Genomic DNA, 18322 nt, shown 5'->3' with positions numbered 1-18322 from the left:
CGGCACTTTTTCACCTCTGGCTGGTTTTTTCACATCAGACAATCCTTTACCATAGCTGATATTGATTTCTTACCTGGCTATACGGATATCTGATGCGTCATTTGGTTCGTTTTCTCCCTCTGCTCGTCTTGCTCTCGGCTTGTAGCAGTCAGCCTGCTCCCCCTCCCGCAGAAGCGCCTTCAGGTAATCCTTTTAAAGGCGGCTTCCTGCTTGAACCTGCACACAACGTCCATCCGTTAGGCGGCGATTTTGCGACCAACCCGGCTACCGCGCGGTTTGTCGATAAAATGGTGCTGGAACACGGCTTTAATCGCCAGCAACTGCATGATGTGCTGGTCCAGGCAAAGAGTCTGGACTGGGTAATCCGCCTGATGGATAAACAAGCCCCGACTTCGCGTCCGCCTTCAGGGCCGAACGGTGCCTGGAACCGCTACCGTAATCAGTTTATTACGCCAGACAACGTGCAGAACGGCGTGGCGTTCTGGAATCAATATCAGGATGCGTTACAGCGTGCCCAAAACATTTACGGTGTTCCGCCTGAGATCATCGTCGGCATTATTGGCGTTGAAACCCGCTGGGGCAGAGTCATGGGGAAAACGCGCATCATCGATGCGTTGGCAACGCTGGCGTTTGATTACCCGCGACGTGCCGATTACTTTGCGGGCGAGCTGGAAACGTTCCTGCTGATGGCGCGTAAAGAAGGCAACGATCCGCTCAGCCTGCGCGGCTCTTACGCGGGGGCGATGGGCTACGGGCAGTTTATGCCGTCATCCTTCAAGAATTACGCCGTGGATTTCGACGGCAACGGGCATACCAACCTGTGGGATCCGGTGGATGCGATTGGCAGTGTGGCGAATTACTTCAAAGCGCACGGGTGGGTGAAGGGCGCCCCTGTGGCGGTGCAGGCAAACGGTCAGGCACCACTGCTGGCGAATGGTTTTAATACCCGTTACTCGCTCACTGAACTACAGGCCGCGGGATTAACGCCACAGCATTCGCTGGCGGGATACAGTGAAGCCAGCCTGCTGCGTCTGGATATCGGTACGGGGTACCAATACTGGTACGGCTTGCCGAACTTTTACACCATCACGCGTTACAACCACAGCACACACTATGCGATGGCCGTATGGCAACTGGGTGAGGCCGTAGGCCGCGCGCGCCAAGGCCAGAGTTACTAAGATATCTGCTGTTTGGTGTTGGTAGCCCCATTCGCCGGGTCTGTCTCTTACATAATGCAGGGACGTAAGTGGGGTTGGCCGTTATCCGGCATAAGAAATTATGCAGCGGTGAGCGTGACCGCCGAGTGAGCGGCATGGATGCCGCGAAAGCCAGTGCCGCGTCGGGAACGCGTCACTGGTGGCTCGATTAGCGGTCATGAACACCGATGGCATCGCGCAGCGACATAATTTAGCCGGAAGCCAGGGTTCGCAGGGCGGCGGCGACTGAGCGCCCTGCGTCGGGCGTGAGCGACGCAGTAGCATGAGAATAGCGATATTGTTGCGCACGAAACGGTCTCTGAGCCTGCATAAACATGTGACTGCGAGAGCCCTCGAGAATATCAATCCTCCCAATCCTTCCTTTACCTCCAATTTTCCCTGAATCACCCTCAATACAATCCGCATCGACACCAACAGCCGTCTCATTGGAATATTCATACGTAGGGATCTTCCTATGACGTTGCAAACTGAGGCGATGAATGACGACGATGATGGTGGTGTTCCTGCTGGCTGGTGTGGTGAAAGGCGTGATTGGTCTGGGGTTACCGACAATCGCCATGGGCTTGTTAACGCTGGTGATGCCGGCTGCCAGCGCGGCGGGGTTGTTGATTGTTCCGTCACTGGTGACCAACATCTGGCAGCTTGCCTGCGGCCCCGCCTTTCTTAGCCTGATTAAGCGGTTCTGGACGCTGTTTGCCGGGATTATTATCGGGACGCTCTGGAGTGGCCTGCCGACGCTGACTTCGTCATCGTCATGGACGAGCGCGGCGCTCGGCGGCATTTTGGTAGTTTACGGCCTGTGGGGGATTCTGGCGACCACCTTGCCGCAGCCTGGCCGTCATGAAATCTGGCTGTCGCCGTTGGTGGGTTACATCACAGGTGCTATCACGGCGGCAACGGGGGTTTTCGTGATTCCTGCCGTGCCTTACCTGCAATGCCTGCGACTCAATAAAAACGATCTGGTACAGGCGCTGGGGCTGGCGTTTACCGTTTCCACGCTAGGGCTGGCGTTACAACTGATGCAGGGAATCGGGCTACAGGGCATCGATCTCTGGCAGTCGATGTTAGCGCTGATCCCCGCGTTACTGGGCATGATGATGGGACAACGCCTGCGCCACGCGATTAGTGAGCAGGTTTTCCGGCGCTGTTTTTTCATCGGGCTGATAGCGCTGGGTGGATACATGGCCATGCGCGGGCTGCTTTAAGCGGCGTTCTCGGCTGTAATAAACGCCACGAAATCCTGAACATAACCGGGCAGCGCGGAAAACTGACGGGTGCAGACAACCAGATTACGCGTAGCCCAGCCGTCTGCGAGCGGGATCGTGCGGATAGCCAGCCGCTCCATCATGCGCTGTGCGGCATGTCGCGGAAGAATGCCAATGCCGATACCGCTGTGAATCACCTGAGTAACAGCGTCGAAACTGGCAAGGCGCACGCGGTAATTCAGACGTTTCCCCAGCCTTTTGGCGTGCTCGTCGATGTGCTCCTGTAACGCCGCCCCTTCGCTAAGCCCGATAAATTCGGCGTCGGCAATATCGGAAAAGGTAAGCTGCGATGCGTCAGACCAGAGGCTGGCGCGAGGAACCACCGCGACCAGTTCGTCCTGACGGAACGGGCGCGTTTCCAGCCCGTCGAGCGGTACGGAATCGGCCACAATGCCGAGATCGGCGGTTTGATTGCGGATTGCATTAACAATGTCACGGCTGAGTTTTTCATTCACCGTTACGGATATCTGCGGACAGACCACCAGATAGCGACCCAGCAGGGCGGGTAAATATTCATTCAGCGCCGCAGAGTTGCACAGCAGCGGAATATGGCCGCGCAGCCCTTTACTGTATTGGTGTAATTCACTGCGCATATGTTCTACCTGACGCAGGATGATGTGGGCGTGGTGCGCGAGTGAAAATCCCGCGTCGGTGAGAGAAACGCCAGCCTTTGACCGCAGCAGCAGCGGTACGCCAAGTTCCTCTTCCATACCGCGGATACGTTCGCTGGCGGCCTGAACGGTCAGGCTGGACGCTCCTGCGCCACCGGTAATGCTGCCTGCCTTCTGAATATTGAGAAACAGCCGGAGATCGGTTAAATCGAATCGCATAGCGGGAATCTGTCTCGGAGAAGCCGATACCCACTATTATGGTCGCGAGTCAGGGCGACGGCAATCGCCCGGCACGCGACTTACTGAAATTCCACTCTATTTCTGCCTTTTTCCTTGGCCTGATAGAGTGCGGCATCCGCTGCGCTATAGAGCGCATCGAAACGGGTTTTTTGTGGTGCCCAACTAACGCCAAAGCTGGCGGTAACGCGCTGTTGTGGCAGTACGCTGAGCGGCATTCTGTTGAGATCCTGATGAAGGCGGCTGGCGAGCGAGACGGCCTGCATGAGCGTATGTCCTTCCAGCAGAATGGTGAACTCTTCACCGCCAACGCGGCCAATGCTGCTTGTGGTATTCAGCACGTTCTGCACGCGCGATACCAGATCGCAAATGACGGCGTCGCCAGTAGGGTGACCGTAGGTATCGTTCACCAGTTTGAAGTGATCGATATCCAGCACGATGAGCGCTGCCTGATTGCGTTCGAGCGCGTGGTTGATGCGTTCAATAATCGCGCCACGGTTATACACGCTAGTCAGCGGATCGTGGCTGGCCTTGTATTCCAATTCTACCGCCAGTTGATTGAGCTGGGCGTTCAAGCGGTTCAGCTCCTTCTCTGCGCGATCGCTGCGTGATATCAGGCGGTGCGATTCTCGTACCAGCCGCTGGTAATGGTCGGTTAACGCCAGCAGCGTGTCGCGATAGACTTCAGCAGGTCTTTCCTGCTGGTTAGCGATGTTGCGTGCGGCGAGCAGAATGTCGTATTCCGGTGTAAACAATTCAATTGTGCTCATGGTTATCACTCAAAATCGTGCTGTGAAAGGTCAGGGCAGGGAAGTCGATGTGCAGTTCTTCACCAAATTCTTCCGCAATGTCGTCGTCTTTGTCGTAATACCAATACAGTGCAATCGATAGCGACTGTTCCGCCGCCTGATTAAGCAGGTTGAATAAACTGAACAGCATCTTGGTGCTGGAGCTGTTGAAATAAATCAGGGAGACGTGAATCTCGATGCTCGGCAGTGCCTCATCCGGTGGCATCGTTTCCGCGCAGGTCGTCAACGCGAGCAGATACGCCTCAATCTCTGTAAGCAGCGGACGGTAAAACGCCGCGGCATTCTCAGGATAAGATTCGCCGGAAAGATAAAGACGGTGTGTGTCAAAGTGAAAATCAACGGCCGGGGTACAGGATGTCCCCGAAATATGGAGGTTGCTTAAGGTTGTTATATTTTTCATGTCAAATGATTGCCTTCAGATAAAACGTAGATAGCCCCGTTGATGCGTCGGCCCGAAACGTAAACTGGAGTGGCTCACTGGCATCACGCGCGACGGTTAACAACCCCATATCCGCGCCTTTGCTTGATGACGGGGTTTCATCACGCAGAGAGGCCTTGTACGCGAGTCGGATTTCATCAAGCGTCATGCCACGCAGCGGCTCAAGGCGTCCCCGCAGCGTCTCGACATCGTCGGGGTGTATCGGGTTAGCGCACAGCAGGAAGTATTTGCCATTTTCGTAACCCAGACAGACGGAGCCATGACGGACCTCGACGGGCTGATCGAGCGCCGTTAGCGGGGCGGCGGAATAGCGGGTAATGTTTTGCACCATTTCGACGAAGGTAGAGAACAGTCGACGGCGGATACCGGCAGGAAGCTGCTTTTTCTCCAGCTGTAGCCGCATGGTTTCAGCCAGTGAACTGATGATGTTTTGTGAAAAATAGCCCACGTAATACAGCGTGATGTCATGCTGGTGCGAGGGCGAAAAAAATTCAGTGTATTTGATGTTTGGCATCATTCTGCCTGCCTGATTAAACAAAAGTCGAACAATGTCGGAAGCCCCAAAAAGTTAAATCGTCTCGTCGGGTCTGATCGCCCTGGTAGATCTTGTGTGCCGACAGAAGCTGGTTAGCCAGTTCACGCATCGGCTGGTGTTGATAGTGCTGGAGATGCTCCTGTAGCCGGCGTTTTCCAAACATAATCCTGCGTTCGCCGCCGATTTGGTCCGTCAATCCGTCCGTGGTGGTAAAAAACATATCGTTATCATGGAGCGGCAATTCATAGCTCGACCACTGGTAGTCATAAGGCGTTTCGGTATAACCGATTCCCATACGATCGCACTGGAGTGGCGTCAGCTGTCCGTTCTGGCGTTGCAGCATGAAGGCTGGCATCCTCGCGCCGGCAAACGTCAGCGTATTGCGCGTCATATCGCAGAACACCAGCATGGCGTCGCAGCCGTCGTTAGAGCTAGAGAGCTGGCGCGTTTCGTCACGCTGCCCCAGCGTATCTTTAATATGGCGGTTGATTGCCTGTAATAGCTGCGCTGGCAGCATCGGACCGTGTTGTGTCAGCGCCTGCTCTAATGCGGAAGAGAAAATCAGCGTCATAAATGCGCCGGGCACGCCGTGTCCGGTACAGTCTGCGACGGCGGCAAACCAGCCGTTCTGGTAGGTTTTAAAGGCATAGCAGTCGCCGCCGACACAGTCTCGCGGTTCCCAGGCTAAACACCAGTCGGCAAGCGTGCGGGACATCGCCTGCGTTGATGTCGTCAGCATCGCGGCCTGAATCACACTGGCATATTCGATGCTCTGCATAATCTGCTGATGCTGGCGCAGGTGCATATCGGAGACGGCCTTGATCAAATCGATGCCCAGTCCGATACCGATATAACGCCCATTCTCGGTGATCATAAAGCCGTCCGTCAGCGATTTATCACCGGTGATCACCGTTTGATCGGCAACGTCGTTTAACGACGCCAGCGCATCAACAATCAGCGGATTTTTATCCATAAACGCGATGCAGCTCTTTTTATCGTACAGTTCGCGATAAAAAGGCCGCGACATCTGTGAGAGAAAAATATGGCGGTTGATTAAGCCGAAAGGGCGTCCATCCTCAACGACAGGCAGGCTGACCCACTCTTTATTTTTACTGAATAACTGCAATACGGTGGCGTTGTCGGTGTTAGGAGAAACGTCCGGCAAGGGAATGCAAAGATCTCGCGCCACCGGTGTACCCCGGAGGAGCGGTCGGGCGCAAGGAACGGGCATGGCGATCATGGCTAATCTTTGGGCGGATTTGTCTTTAAGTCAAAATACCCGACCTTGATGACCAAATGATGACAACTCCCGGTTTGCGATAAGGTTATTGCGCGTCCAATACGTTGGCCATGATCTGATTTTGCCAGTCGAAATAGGGGTTAAAGGTCAGGCGCACGTGGGTTTTGCCGTTTTCCACGTATCCCCAGTCGGAATACCACAGCGTGCTGCGATCCGCACAGGCCGCCAGGTCGCTATTGGTTTGTCCATTAGCGCAAATGACAATCGCACCGGTTTTTCCGTATTCCTTATTGTCTGGCGAAAACAGGAGCGACATGTGCGAGAACTGGCTGATGCGCCAGTCTGGCAGCGAACCCGTACGCACCAAAACGCGCGAGGAGTGGACACCAGCAGGGCGATCGCCATACCAGATCAGTCGGCTGCGCGGGTGGGTAAACTGGGTATCGAACATATTGACAATATAGGCCGTATCGACGACGGAATCATGCTCTGCTAGCACGATTAATACCGGTTTGTCATAAGGCTTTTTGGCGAGCTGTGAACGAACACCGCTACTGGAATAATAATATTGGGCGAAGCCGTTGGTCGGCACGCGCATATAGCGGGTTGCTAACTGCTGTGGGTAGCCGGGGCGAGGCGGCATCAGCCAGTCGGTAAACACCGACAGCAGCGGCGTCATGAAGTCATATTTTTCATTGGATTTAATCGCGGGCGAAAACAGCACCAGCCCTTTGATTGCAGGGTGTTGCAACGCGTATTCCAGCACCAGATTGCCACCGGTGGAAAAGCCGCCCAGATAGACCTCATCGACTTCTTTACTGAGAATAGCGGCCTGCTCGGCGACGACTTCGCGCCAGTCATCGACGGTGACGTGCAGCAGATCGGATGGTTGGGTGCCATGCCCCGGTAGCAGCACGGTTCTGACCAGAAATCCCTGTTTGACCAATTGCGGCGTGACGTCAATGAATGAGCCGGGTGAATCTCCCAGCCCGTGCACCAGCAAAATCGCTTTATGCGGCTGACCCGCAGGGCGTGTTTCGCTGGGAGTGTTCCAGCGTAATTCCAACTGTTTATCCGTGGTTTGGAAGGCGCGGTGTTGTTCTACCCAACGCGTCGTGTCTTGCTGATAACGCTCGAATGACGCTTGTCCTAATGGTGTGATATCACGCGGATTGCTATTGCACCCCACGATAAAAAGCACACCGACCAGAGCGAACAGGCTCGCCATCACCTGCTTCCAGGTGGTCCACGAAACGAACCGGAATACGTTTATTGTCATTTATGCTCCTTGCCGATTGGGCAACATCAACCTGATCGCGAACGGGGTAATGGCGTTTCGACAACACTATATCTGAAATTATTTCGCGTGCAGATTGCTCAACGTGCGGCGTAGTGGGGCTTCATGTTATACTTCAGACAAATTGGGCATTTTTCTGTCTTTTGGTCAGGCCAATATTGCGATGGCCGATGTTGAATAAAGGGATGGCGGTATGCGTTTATATCAGCAGATTGGCGACAATCTTCGCGCGGAAATTCTGAAGGGCAACTATCAGATTGGCGATCGCTTGCCTCCCGAACGTGATATTGCTGAAACCTACAACGTCAGCCGTAGCGTGGTGCGTGAAGCGCTGATCATGCTGGAGCTGGAAAAGCTGATCGAGGTGCGTAAAGGCTCTGGCGTTTATGTCATGCAACTGCCAACCGCGCAGGGAAAAGATGGCGTGGTGGACAGCGGCTATGGCCCCTTTGAGCTGATGCAGGCGCGTCAACTGCTGGAGGGCGAGGTTGCTGCGTTTGCCGCCATGCAGGCGACCAAAAGCGATATCGTGAAAATGCGGCAGGCCATTGAACAAGAAAGGGCATCGCTTGAGAACGGCAGCGTGGATGAAAGCGCCGATGAACAATTCCATTGCCTGCTGGCGCAGTCTACCCAAAACAGCGTCTTAGCCAACATGGTGTATGAGGTGTGGCAGGCGCGTAAACGCAGCCCGATGTGGCAGGGCATCCACTCCCATACCGAAGATTTCAGCTATCAGCGCCAGTGGCTGGACGATCATGAGCAGATCCTGCGCGCCGTGTCTCGTCGTGATGTAAACATGGCGCGTCAGGCGATGTGGCAGCATCTGGAGAACGTAAAAATCAAACTGCTGGAAATCTCGAATGTGGACGATCCGGCGTTCGATGGTTACCTGTTCGAGTCCGTTCCCTCCCGTCTGGAATCCTGATTCCCCCCGATATTTCCTTTCTGCGTACACTTGCTCTCCTGCATCACATCGGTGCACGGAGAGAAAGATATCAGACCAAAAAATCCATTTCCTTATTTCACCTTCACTTTTATAGCTTTTTTTACAGGTGTTAGGCCAAAAAACGGTTTTTTTGTGTAATTGGTCAATCAATTTGTGTGTTTCGTTTGACACTTTGTTCTGGTGAGGTAGGCTTTTCCTCATTATTGATGAAACAACTATCTTGGCGAAAAAGGTAACTCGGTATGGAACAAACTTGGCGTTGGTACGGCCCGAACGATCCTGTCTCACTGGATGATGTTCGGCAGGCGGGAGCGACCGGCGTGGTGACGGCGCTGCACCACATCCCCAATGGCGAAATCTGGTCGATTGAGGAGATTGAAAAGCGCAAAGCCGAATTGAAGGCGAAGGGGCTAGTGTGGTCGGTGGTGGAAAGCGTACCGGTGCATGAAGAGATCAAAACCCAGACGGGGAATTATCAGCAGCATATTGCCAATTACCAGCAATCGCTGCGTAACCTGGCGCAGTGCGGGATTGATACCGTGTGCTATAACTTCATGCCTGTATTGGACTGGACGCGAACCGATCTGGAGTATGTTCTGCCGGATGGTTCAAAAGCACTGCGTTTCGATCATATTGCCTTTGCGGCTTTTGAGCTGCACATCCTGAAACGCCACGGTGCCGAAAAAGATTACACGGCAGGTGAGCAGGCACAGGCTGCCGATTACTTCCGAGCGATGAGTGAAGAAGAGATTGCGCGTCTGACGGGGAATATTATCGCGGGTCTGCCGGGGTCTGAAGAGGGCTATACGCTGGAGCAATTCCGTAGCCGTCTGGCAGAGTATGATGGCATCGACCATGCCAAACTGCGTGAGCATCTTGGGCATTTCCTGCGTGAGATTGTGCCTGTTGCGGAAGCGGCAGGTATCCGCCTTGCGATTCACCCTGACGATCCGCCGCGTCCAATCCTTGGGCTACCGCGAGTGATGTCTACCATTGACGACATGCGCTGGCTGAAACAGACGGTCGATAGCCTGCATAACGGCTTTACCTTCTGTACAGGTTCTTACGGCGTACGGGCCGATAACGATTTGGTTACGATGCTGGAAACGTTTGCCGATCGCGTGCATTTCACTCATCTGCGTGCGACCTGTCGTGAAGACAATCCCAATTCCTTCCACGAAGGGGCGCATTTGCAAGGGGATGTGGATATGGTGGCGATCATTAATGCCATTCTGGCGGAGGAGCTACGTCGTCAGAAGGCAGGCGATCGCCGTCCGATCCCGATGCGTCCGGATCACGGGCACCAAATGCTGGACGATCTGAAGAAGAAAACCAATCCCGGCTACTCGGCCATTGGTCGTCTGAAAGGGCTGGCGGAGTTGCGTGGTGTTGAACTGGCGCTGAAGCGCACGCTGTTTAACGAATTGCAGCAAGGGCAATGAAATAGAACAGACCGTGCTTGAATAAGCACGGTCTGTTGAGGGCTGATGCGTCAGAACCCCAGAGGATATAGCAACTTAGACGTGAACTTTGCTGGCAGAATTACAGAGCTTTAACGTTTGAACGGCTGACTTTGCAGTTCTTGGTATCCCAGAATTCACCGTGTTTAGGAGAGTTACCTTTGCCTTTTTCTACGCCGGTAAACTCTTCACATACAGGCGGTTTGCCTTCTTTGTAGTTTTTAATACGCAGATCGCGGATTTCAGCGACATCACCAAAGTTACGGTTTACGCCCGCGATGCTATCAATGGTGCCGTTAACGGTTGCGCTAATAATGGTGAGGTTGCGTGGACCGCCGTTGTTGGTGCAGTCACCGCAAGAACGCCACAGTTTGCCGTGTTGACCCGTCAGAGTGAAGTTGCCCTGTACGATAGTGTGGCTGTTTTTGGCATTCTGTTGCAGTACTTTGTCCGGCTTGCCGCCAGGGCCATTGGTGGTGTTATGTGCGACACCGCCGACGATGGTCAGGGTTTTGCCGTTGTTGGTCGCCGCATCTTCACAGATATCTTCCCAGATTACGTTTTCGATACGGCAGTTGCCTGATTTACAGTGGATACCGTCAGAACCGCCTTTTTCGGAGATGCGCAGGTTTTTAATGGTGGCATTTTCCAGCGTGATAACGGGAGGTTGCTTATCACTGTCGCCCTTACAGCTCAGACCCAGAGTAATTCCCCCGCAGTCGACGGTTTTATCTTTAATTACCGCTCCCGCTTTACATTCTGAACTGGCTGCTTTAAGTGAAGCAGCGCGCAGTGGTGCTGGCTCCAGACTTGGGTTGGTCGGTGCTGCGTTGGACTTCAGTACATTATTATTGCCGCTAACGGTATCCACCCAATACCAATAATCCGACTTTGGATTGGCGGTTAAATCGGTAAAGGTTCTGTCGGTGGAATTGAGCTCTGCAATTTTTTCGCTGCTCGCCTGATTATTACTGGTGCTGCGATACACATCCTGGCGAACAAGGTTGCCTGCATCGGTAGACCAGCTTAAATAGGTGGCATTATCTTTTTTCAGCAGCATCAGCATGGTGTCATCAGCTTGAGCCTGAAAAGAAAAAGCAGCAGTACATAAAAATATCGGTGTTAAATACTTAAACATGTGTTTTTCCTTGTAAATTAAACGGATATTTTTTCTCTTCATTTATTCTAAATAAAGAGGGAGTCCTTGCGCATCGAAAAGGATTATATAGCAGAGAATTTGAAATGAATAATGATTCGTCAGAATTGTTGAGATTAATCAGATTATTTAATTTACTCTGTGATTATTTTATATTTAATTTTATCTTTTGTTTATTATATTTTATTTAATTATTTGTTATAAACTAATAAATATTCGGAAGGTTCTTATTAAAGAAATAAGAAAAGTGAATGGCTTGAAGAGATAAAAATCTTACCACTCCCCCTTTACTGCTCGTGACAGGATTCGGTTTCTTTCCACGTTCTGTTGATACTTCATTTAATTTTCTGGTGATAATTTAATCATGCATAAAACAGAATGCCTTTTCTAAAAAATAGACAACTTTTTATGTAAATGGACTTTTTATTAATCTACATATGCATATTCGACAATTTTTAGTTTCTATAAAGGCGTTTTATTTTTCTTATTAATCCAAAGGAAAATGGCATTCCTTTTTAGTCACGATAACGTTGCGGATATCTACACCCTAAATAATTCGAGTTGCGGGTAGGCGGCAATCGCACGACAAATCGGTTTTAAACCGATTTGAACAGCGCTAGCGCTAGCCCGAAGGGGGAACCTCATTTATGAGGTTCATTAGTCCCCAAGAGCTTACACCGGTAAGTGACAGGGGTGACAAATCTGCCGGGAGCAGATTTGAACGCTGCTCGCAGCGGCCCTTTAGGGCGAGGCCCACGACGGGCCGAGTATTTAAGAGAAGCCAACGCACCTGCGGCTTGAAGTATGACGGGGATATAAGGGAAGGTTTGACATGGAATATCAATCAGGTAAGCGAGTTTTATCACTATCACTGGGTCTTATCGGCCTGTTCAGCGCATCGGCATTTGCTTCTGACTCACGAACGGTGAGCGAGCCGAAAGCACCGTCCTCCTGTACGGTACTGAAAGCGGACAGCAGCACGGCCACCAGCGCCATTCAAAAAGCGTTGAATAACTGCGGACAAGGCAAAGCGGTCAGGCTGAGCGCGGGGAGTTCCTCCGTCTTTCTGAGCGGTCCACTTTCTCTGCCTTCGGGCGTCAGCTTATTAATCGATAGCGGGGTGACGCTACGAGCTGTGAATAATGCCAAGTCTTTTGAGAATGCGGCGTCATCCTGTGGCGTAGTGGATAACAACGGTAAAGGTTGTAATGCATTTATTACCGCCACGAGTACGACGAACAGCGGAATCTATGGGCCGGGCATCATTGATGGGCAAGGGGGCGTGAAGCTTCAGGATAAAAAGGTGAGCTGGTGGGATCTGGCTGCTGACGCCAAAGTGAAAAAGCTAAAACAGAATACCCCGCGGCTGATTCAGATTAATAAGAGTAAGAATTTCACACTGTATAACGTCTCTCTCATTAACTCCCCTAACTTCCACGTCGTGTTCAGCGATGGTGATGGTTTCACCGCGTGGAAAACCACGATCAAAACCCCGTCCACCGCGAGAAACACCGACGGTATCGATCCGATGTCATCAAAAAACATCACGATTGCCCACAGCAATATTTCGACGGGTGACGATAACGTGGCGATCAAAGCCTATAAAGGCCGTGCCGAGACACGCAATATTTCCATTTTGCATAATAAATTCGGAACGGGTCACGGTATGTCGATCGGCAGCGAAACGATGGGGGTTTACAATGTCACCGTCGATGATCTGAACATGAATGGCACCACGAATGGCTTGCGCATTAAGAGTGACAAATCGGCTGCCGGGGTGGTCAACGGCATTCGGTATAGCAATGTGGTCATGAAGAATGTGGCGAAGCCGATTGTGATTGATACGGTATATGAGAAGAAAGAGGGAAGTAATGTGCCTGACTGGAGCGACATTACGTTTAAAGATATTACCTCCCAAACCAAAGGTGTGGTTGTGCTGAACGGCGAGAACGCGAAAAAGCCGATCGAAGTGACGATGAAGAACGTCAAACTGACGAGCGACAGCACATGGCAGATCAAGAACGTCACCGTGAAGAAGTAATTTGATCACTACGTTGTTTTGTCATTACAGCGCCGCACGGGAAACCGGCGGCGCTGTTTTTTGTCAATTACGCTCGTTCTACCATACGTGAGTTTAACGTTCACGCAGCGCTTCATTGACCTTGTTCAAAGGCTTAATCAGATAGTCCAGCACGCTCTTCTGGCCAGTTTTTATCTCCACGCTGGCGACCATACCGGGCACGATGGGGAATTTCTCCCCGGCTTTATTGGTCAGCTCCGCCTGCGTGGTGCGTACATAGACCCGATAATAAAACTGATCGCGCCTGACTTCGTCCTGAAGGGTGTCGGGCGACACGCTTTCGACTTCACCGGTTAAGTTGCCGTAGATGGAGGAATCATAAGCGGTGATTTTTACCGTGGCAGGCAAACCCGGCCGGATATAGGCAATATCACGCGGATTGATGCGCGTTTCGATTAGCAACTGATCTTCCAGCGGTACGATTTCCATCAGCTTTCCGCCCGGTTGCAGCACGCCGCCAACGGTCGTTACCTGAATGTCTTTCACAATCCCGCGTACTGGTGACGTAATGGTGGCACGCTTGAGCTGGTCGGCTTTCCCGCTGACCACTTCCATTTGTGCTTCCAGATCGGCGTTGTTCTTGACCTGTTCTTCCCGCGCCCGTACGGCGTATTGGTTGCGGGCTTCATCGATTTTGCCGCGGATTTCGCTAATCTGGCGGCGTAACCGAATCACCTCGACGGCGCTGGCGGCACCTCGCTGCACCAGCGGCTCTGTCATCCGCAGTTCTTGCTCCACCAGCCGCATCGATTGTTGCAGATTGGCGACCGTTTCATCGCGATTACGCAAGCGTGATTCATAAAGCTGGCGCTCGCGTGCAGCCAGCGCCGGTTCCTTCAGAGTTTCCGCGCTGAATTTGAGCGGTTCGCCGCTGAGCTCGGCGTACAGACGTTCGGCGGACGCCCGCAGCGTCTGCACGCGGGAGAAGGCTTCACCGTAGACCGACTGGAAGCGGTTGACGTCCAACTGCGCCAGCACCTGACCTTTCTCGACGACGTTGCCCTGCTGCACATACAACTGGCCGATGATCCCGCCGTCCAGGCTTTCAATCACCTGCGCACGTGTCGACGGTGTCACTTTGCCGCTCCCGACCGAGACTTCATCCAGCACGGCGAAGGTGGCCCAGATAAAAAACACGACCAGCCCCAGCAGACTGAGCCAGATAATGACGGAGACGCGCCGCCCCTGACGTTTCAGGTCATCATGGATAGTGATGCTACTCATTGTGCTCCCCTTACGCCACGCTCTGTGCGCTGTCTGCCGGTTTACTGACGGCCTTCAAAATCTGGTCACGTGGGCCATCTGCCACGATGCGCCCGCCATCCATCACGACCACGCGGTCAACCAGCTTGAGCAGCGCCGGGCGGTGTGTCACCAGCACCAGCGTGCGCCCCGTGAGCCAACTGCTTAACTGGTGGATAACGTGGCTTTCCAACTGTTCGTCCATCGAGGCGGTGGGTTCATCCAGCAGGACGATCTGGGGATTACGTAACAGCATCCTGCTGAGCAGAATCATCTGCCGCTGCCCGCCGGACAAACCGCGTCCACCTTCATGAATGATGCGATCCAGACTGGAAGCATCCTGTTGGATCAGGCTGAGCGCGCCGCTAATACGTAGCGCCTGCAACAGCTCCTGCTCGGTCGCGTGCGGGTTGCCGAGCATCAGGTTTTGCCGCAGGCTGCCGAAAAACAGACGCGATTCCTGAGACAGAAAACCTAACTGGCGGCGGACATCCGCCGGATCGATCTGACTGATGTCGACACCATCAATGATGACTTTGCCGCGCGTCGCGGTCGCCTGATTGGCAAGCAGCTTGAGCAGGGTGGATTTACCCGCCCCAACCTTACCGAGCAGCGCCACTTTTTCGCCCGGTTTGATCTCCAGCTTACCGACCTGCAAGGCGGTATCGCCCTGTTCAGGATCGTAGCTGTATTGCACGTTGTGGAGCTGGAAGTGTCCCTGAAGGATCGGGCAGTGCGCCATTTTGCCCTCTTCCGGCCGATCCAGCGGTTTTTGCAGAATGTCATCCAGCCCGGTCATGGCGGTTTTGGCGTGCTGCCAGCGGGAAAACACCATCGTTAGCTGCATGAGTGGCGCGATGGTGCGCGAGGAAAGCAGACTACAGGCCACAAGCGTACCGGTGGTGATATCGCCCGCCAGCACCAGATAGCTGCCGAACACCAGCATGCCGGCATAGGTGAGCTGTTGGACGGTCGACGCCCAACCGCTGAGTCGTGCGCCCCAGACGCGTTGTTTCATCCCGATGGCGGCGCTGACTTCGTGCGTCTGCTCCCACTGGCGCTGAAAGTAGGGTTCGGCCTGTAACGCTTTGATATCTTCGATCCCTTCGATGGACTCGACCAGCACCGCATTCCGCAACGCGCTTTCGCGCATCCCTTCCTTGGCGAGCTTCGCCATCGGCCATTGCAGCATTAGGCCGGGGATCACAATCAGCGGGATCGCCAGCATGGGGATCAGCACCAGTGGCCCGCCGATCATCGCCATGATACCGAGAAATAAAAAGACGAACGGCATATCGGCGGCTGCCCCGACGGTGGTGGACGTCAGCAGCTCACGTACCTGATCGATTTCCCGCAGCTGTGAAATAAACGAGCCGGTGGATTTCGGTCTGGCCTCATTTTTGATCGCCAATGCACGGGCGAACAGCATCCCCGATACGTGCAGATCGATGCTTTTGCCCATCAGATCGGAGACGACGGTGCGCGATAAACGGATGGCGTACTCTAATGCGGCAGCCAGCAGTACGCCGAAAAACAACACCCACAGGGTGGGAATCGACTGCGCCGGGATCACCCGGTCATACACCTGCATGGAGAACAGAATCCCCGCCAATGCCAGAACGTTACCTACGATAGACGCGAGAGAAATTTCCCCGATCTGCCGTTTTGCACCGCGAAAATGTTGCCAGAACCAGTGCTTGCGGTACGGTTTGACGAAATCATCGATGCGGGTATCGCGGCCACGCTCGGCGATGCCGACCAGCACGATAATCCCCTGACTGTGTTTGATGAGTTCCGTCAGTTCAGCTTCACGTTGAAGGTCACCCCCGTCATTCAGCCAGTAGGTGGCGATGCCCTCATCATTTAACGACTCAATGACGATGACGCCACCGTCGTCGGTTTCTGCCAGCACGGGCAAGATCTTGTTGCGCCAGCGGAGCTTCTCCGTGTGTCGCAGGCTGATGCTTAATCCCATCAGATGGCTGATTTGTTCTAACTGGCGGGCAATGGGCTGCTGTTCGTACCAGCGCATCTGCTGGCGTACCGACTGGATATCGACCACCTGTCCATAGTGAGCGGCGGCGCGGGCCATGGCGGCAATCCAGATTTCAGTTTGGGTTACGTGTGTCATTCACATTCCTGCATGTTCTTATCCGGCAGGTGAGCCGGCTTACAGCGACGGTAACGTCTCGCCAGTGGCTTGATGACGCTCAATACCCAGCATATCCAGCAGATTATCGACGGCCGCGGCATAGTTAACCGCTGCCTCCCAGCCGTCGTATAGCGCGCCGATGCGTGAGGTTTCGGCCTGCAATACGTCTTGTTCAACGCTGAGCAGGTCATTCAGGCTGCGTTTGCTGAGTTTGTATTCATCCTGATAAACGTTGCGGGTGTAGGTTGCGCTGGTGATTTGTTGCTGGCTGGCTTTTTCACGCTGCTGTGCGCCGATGAGGTCGGCATAGGCCGTTGAGGCTTTCTGGTTCATATCCAGCTTTGCCGCTTCGACTTCAGCCTGTGCGGCTTCGCGCGTGCCTGATGCAGCATCAACGCGTGCGCTGACGGCACCACCCTGATACAGCGGGGCTTCTACAACCAGCTGTAGCTGGTCATCCCAGTAATTACGCCGGTTGGTTTCATAGCGGGTACGGCCTGCCTGCACGGCAATGGTAGGCCAGTGCTGGGCTTCCGCCTGACGAATGCGGTGGCGCGAGGCTTCCTGCTTGGACTGTGCGCTTAATACCGAATTACTCTGCTGGTAAGGGAGCGTCTTGAGCGTAATCTTTTGTTGCAGCAGCGCGCGGGGCAGATCGGGCAGGGTGGTGGGGAGAACGCCAGTCAACACGCTGAGTTGCGCCAGCGAGGAGCGCTCCAGCGCACGATATTGCTCCAGCGTCGCCTTCATGCCCGCGATGCGGGTTTCCGCCTGTAGGATGTCGGATTGCGTACTGAGGCCTGCCTCGGAACGGAGCGTCGCGATGTCTTTGACCTGACTGAGCGACGCGATATTGCGATCTGCTGCCTGACCCAATTCCTGATAGCGTTTGACTTTCAGGTAGGTCAGTAAGGTTTGCTGACCTACCGTGGTCATGACGCCATAGAGCTGATAGCGATAGGCATCTGACAGGCTGTGCTGCTCATCAATGCTGCCGCCTGTCTTACCGAAATCATACAGCAGCTGTTTCAGCGTGATGCCAGCGGTGGAGTTGTTGCTCATCGTGCCGCCGGTATCGCTTTGATCGGACTGGCCGACGTTGCCGCTGAGGCCGATTTGTGGGAACCAGGCGCTTTGTGCGGCCCGGAGATCGGCGTCGCCGACGCGAATTTGTGCCGAAGCCTGTGCGATTTGTGGGTTGCGTGCAAACGCGCGAAGAATGGCCTGTTTGAGATCCAGGCTATCGACCTGCTGTTCTGTTGGTGCGGCGGACCAGTCAAACGCGACGGTTTGAGCGAGCGTCGGCGGGCTGTAGAGGCTTGCGAAGCTACTGCAGGCGAGCCCGAGGGCCAGTACATAACGCGGTGTGTGATGGCGTAATGTGTGAGTCAAAAAAGCGCGATTGTGTGGAAAAAACATGCCCCTGATAAAAAATGGTGTGTGCATCAATGACCCCTGTTTTCATCACTCTTTGTTTTAGTTCCTTTAAAGGAGGGAGAGGGCGCTGGCAAAATGCGTTAATACCCCTTCCGCTTTCCCTCTTCGTCATATTTCTATGCCGCTGCTGATGTCGTTTCGTGCGCGATAATGTCGCTATTTTTATGCTACCTCGTAGCACGCGCCCGACTCGGGA

Annotated in this window: 15 protein-coding genes; 5 read left to right on the top strand and 10 right to left on the bottom strand. The window is 53.7% G+C overall.

Annotation, left to right across the window (positions count from 1 at the left end):
• The first annotated feature begins 92 nt into the window (after positions 1-92).
• Together mltB and I2D83_RS17060 are read left to right on the top strand one after the other, a co-directional pair.
• Entirely contained in the window at positions 93-1178 is a 1086-nt protein-coding gene (gene mltB, locus I2D83_RS17065) for a lytic murein transglycosylase B (RefSeq protein ID WP_012773663.1), read from the top strand.
• 518 nt (positions 1179-1696) lie between these two features.
• The gene (locus I2D83_RS17060; RefSeq protein WP_205946968.1) at positions 1697-2422 is read left to right on the top strand and encodes a sulfite exporter TauE/SafE family protein; all 726 of its coding nucleotides are present in this window, start codon (positions 1697-1699) and stop codon (positions 2420-2422) included.
• Here I2D83_RS17060 and I2D83_RS17055 read toward each other — a convergent pair.
• The 6 genes from I2D83_RS17055 to I2D83_RS17030 form a co-directional block, all read right to left on the bottom strand.
• The gene (locus I2D83_RS17055; protein WP_205946967.1) at positions 2419-3312 is read right to left on the bottom strand and encodes a LysR family transcriptional regulator; all 894 of its coding nucleotides are present in this window, start codon (positions 3310-3312) and stop codon (positions 2419-2421) included. The genes I2D83_RS17060 and I2D83_RS17055 overlap by 4 nt on opposite strands.
• 80 nt (positions 3313-3392) lie before the next feature.
• Positions 3393-4100 (bottom strand): GGDEF domain-containing protein, encoded by a 708-nt coding sequence (locus I2D83_RS17050; protein WP_012773667.1) that lies wholly within the window; start codon positions 4098-4100, stop codon positions 3393-3395.
• Entirely contained in the window at positions 4087-4539 is a 453-nt protein-coding gene (locus tag I2D83_RS17045) for a DUF1987 domain-containing protein (protein WP_012773668.1), read from the bottom strand. Before I2D83_RS17045 ends, I2D83_RS17050 begins: the two co-directional genes overlap by 14 nt.
• 1 nt (position 4540) lies before the next feature.
• Positions 4541-5095, bottom strand: a complete 555-nt coding sequence (locus I2D83_RS17040) for a SiaB family protein kinase (RefSeq protein ID WP_012773669.1) — start codon at positions 5093-5095, stop codon at positions 4541-4543.
• A gap of 13 nt (positions 5096-5108) precedes the next feature.
• A complete protein-coding gene (locus tag I2D83_RS17035) occupies positions 5109-6353 on the bottom strand; it encodes a SpoIIE family protein phosphatase (protein ID WP_180778253.1) in 1245 nt (414 codons plus the stop codon).
• 85 nt (positions 6354-6438) lie between these two features.
• A complete protein-coding gene (locus I2D83_RS17030) occupies positions 6439-7632 on the bottom strand; it encodes an alpha/beta hydrolase (RefSeq protein ID WP_205946966.1) in 1194 nt (397 codons plus the stop codon).
• Positions 7633-7843: 211 nt separating this feature from the next.
• On the opposite strand from I2D83_RS17030, the gene I2D83_RS17025 reads away from it, so the two are divergent.
• The gene (locus I2D83_RS17025) at positions 7844-8578 is read left to right on the top strand and encodes an FCD domain-containing protein (protein WP_012773672.1); all 735 of its coding nucleotides are present in this window, start codon (positions 7844-7846) and stop codon (positions 8576-8578) included.
• Positions 8579-8841: 263 nt separating this feature from the next.
• Positions 8842-10041 (top strand): mannonate dehydratase, encoded by a 1200-nt coding sequence (gene uxuA, locus I2D83_RS17020; RefSeq protein ID WP_205946965.1) that lies wholly within the window; start codon positions 8842-8844, stop codon positions 10039-10041.
• A 100-nt stretch (positions 10042-10141) separates the two neighbouring features.
• Here the strand turns inward: uxuA and pelI are convergent, their stop codons facing one another.
• Entirely contained in the window at positions 10142-11197 is a 1056-nt protein-coding gene (gene pelI / locus I2D83_RS17015; RefSeq protein WP_012773674.1) for a pectate lyase PelI, read from the bottom strand.
• A gap of 850 nt (positions 11198-12047) precedes the next feature.
• On the opposite strand from pelI, the gene I2D83_RS17010 reads away from it, so the two are divergent.
• Positions 12048-13256 carry a glycoside hydrolase family 28 protein gene (locus I2D83_RS17010; RefSeq protein ID WP_205946964.1) on the top strand — a complete coding sequence of 403 codons (1209 nt, stop codon included), beginning with the start codon at positions 12048-12050 and terminating at the stop codon, positions 13254-13256.
• A gap of 93 nt (positions 13257-13349) precedes the next feature.
• On the opposite strand, the gene I2D83_RS17005 is transcribed toward I2D83_RS17010, so the two are convergent.
• From I2D83_RS17005 to I2D83_RS16995, 3 genes are read right to left on the bottom strand one after another with little or no spacing between them, the layout of a single operon-like run.
• On the bottom strand, positions 13350-14519 hold the full coding sequence (locus tag I2D83_RS17005; RefSeq protein WP_205946963.1) for an HlyD family type I secretion periplasmic adaptor subunit: 1170 nt from the start codon (positions 14517-14519) through the stop codon (positions 13350-13352).
• A gap of 10 nt (positions 14520-14529) precedes the next feature.
• Positions 14530-16668 carry a type I secretion system permease/ATPase gene (locus I2D83_RS17000; RefSeq protein ID WP_180778257.1) on the bottom strand — a complete coding sequence of 713 codons (2139 nt, stop codon included), beginning with the start codon at positions 16666-16668 and terminating at the stop codon, positions 14530-14532.
• A gap of 39 nt (positions 16669-16707) precedes the next feature.
• Positions 16708-18135, bottom strand: a complete 1428-nt coding sequence (locus tag I2D83_RS16995; protein ID WP_205946962.1) for a TolC family outer membrane protein — start codon at positions 18133-18135, stop codon at positions 16708-16710.
• Positions 18136-18322 lie beyond the last annotated feature (187 nt).

The organism is Pectobacterium aroidearum (assembly GCF_015689195.1).
Classification (GTDB): domain Bacteria; phylum Pseudomonadota; class Gammaproteobacteria; order Enterobacterales; family Enterobacteriaceae; genus Pectobacterium; species Pectobacterium aroidearum.
The sequence above is the reverse complement of the archived record's forward strand: the minus strand, read 5'-3'. Positions and strand labels throughout refer to the sequence as shown.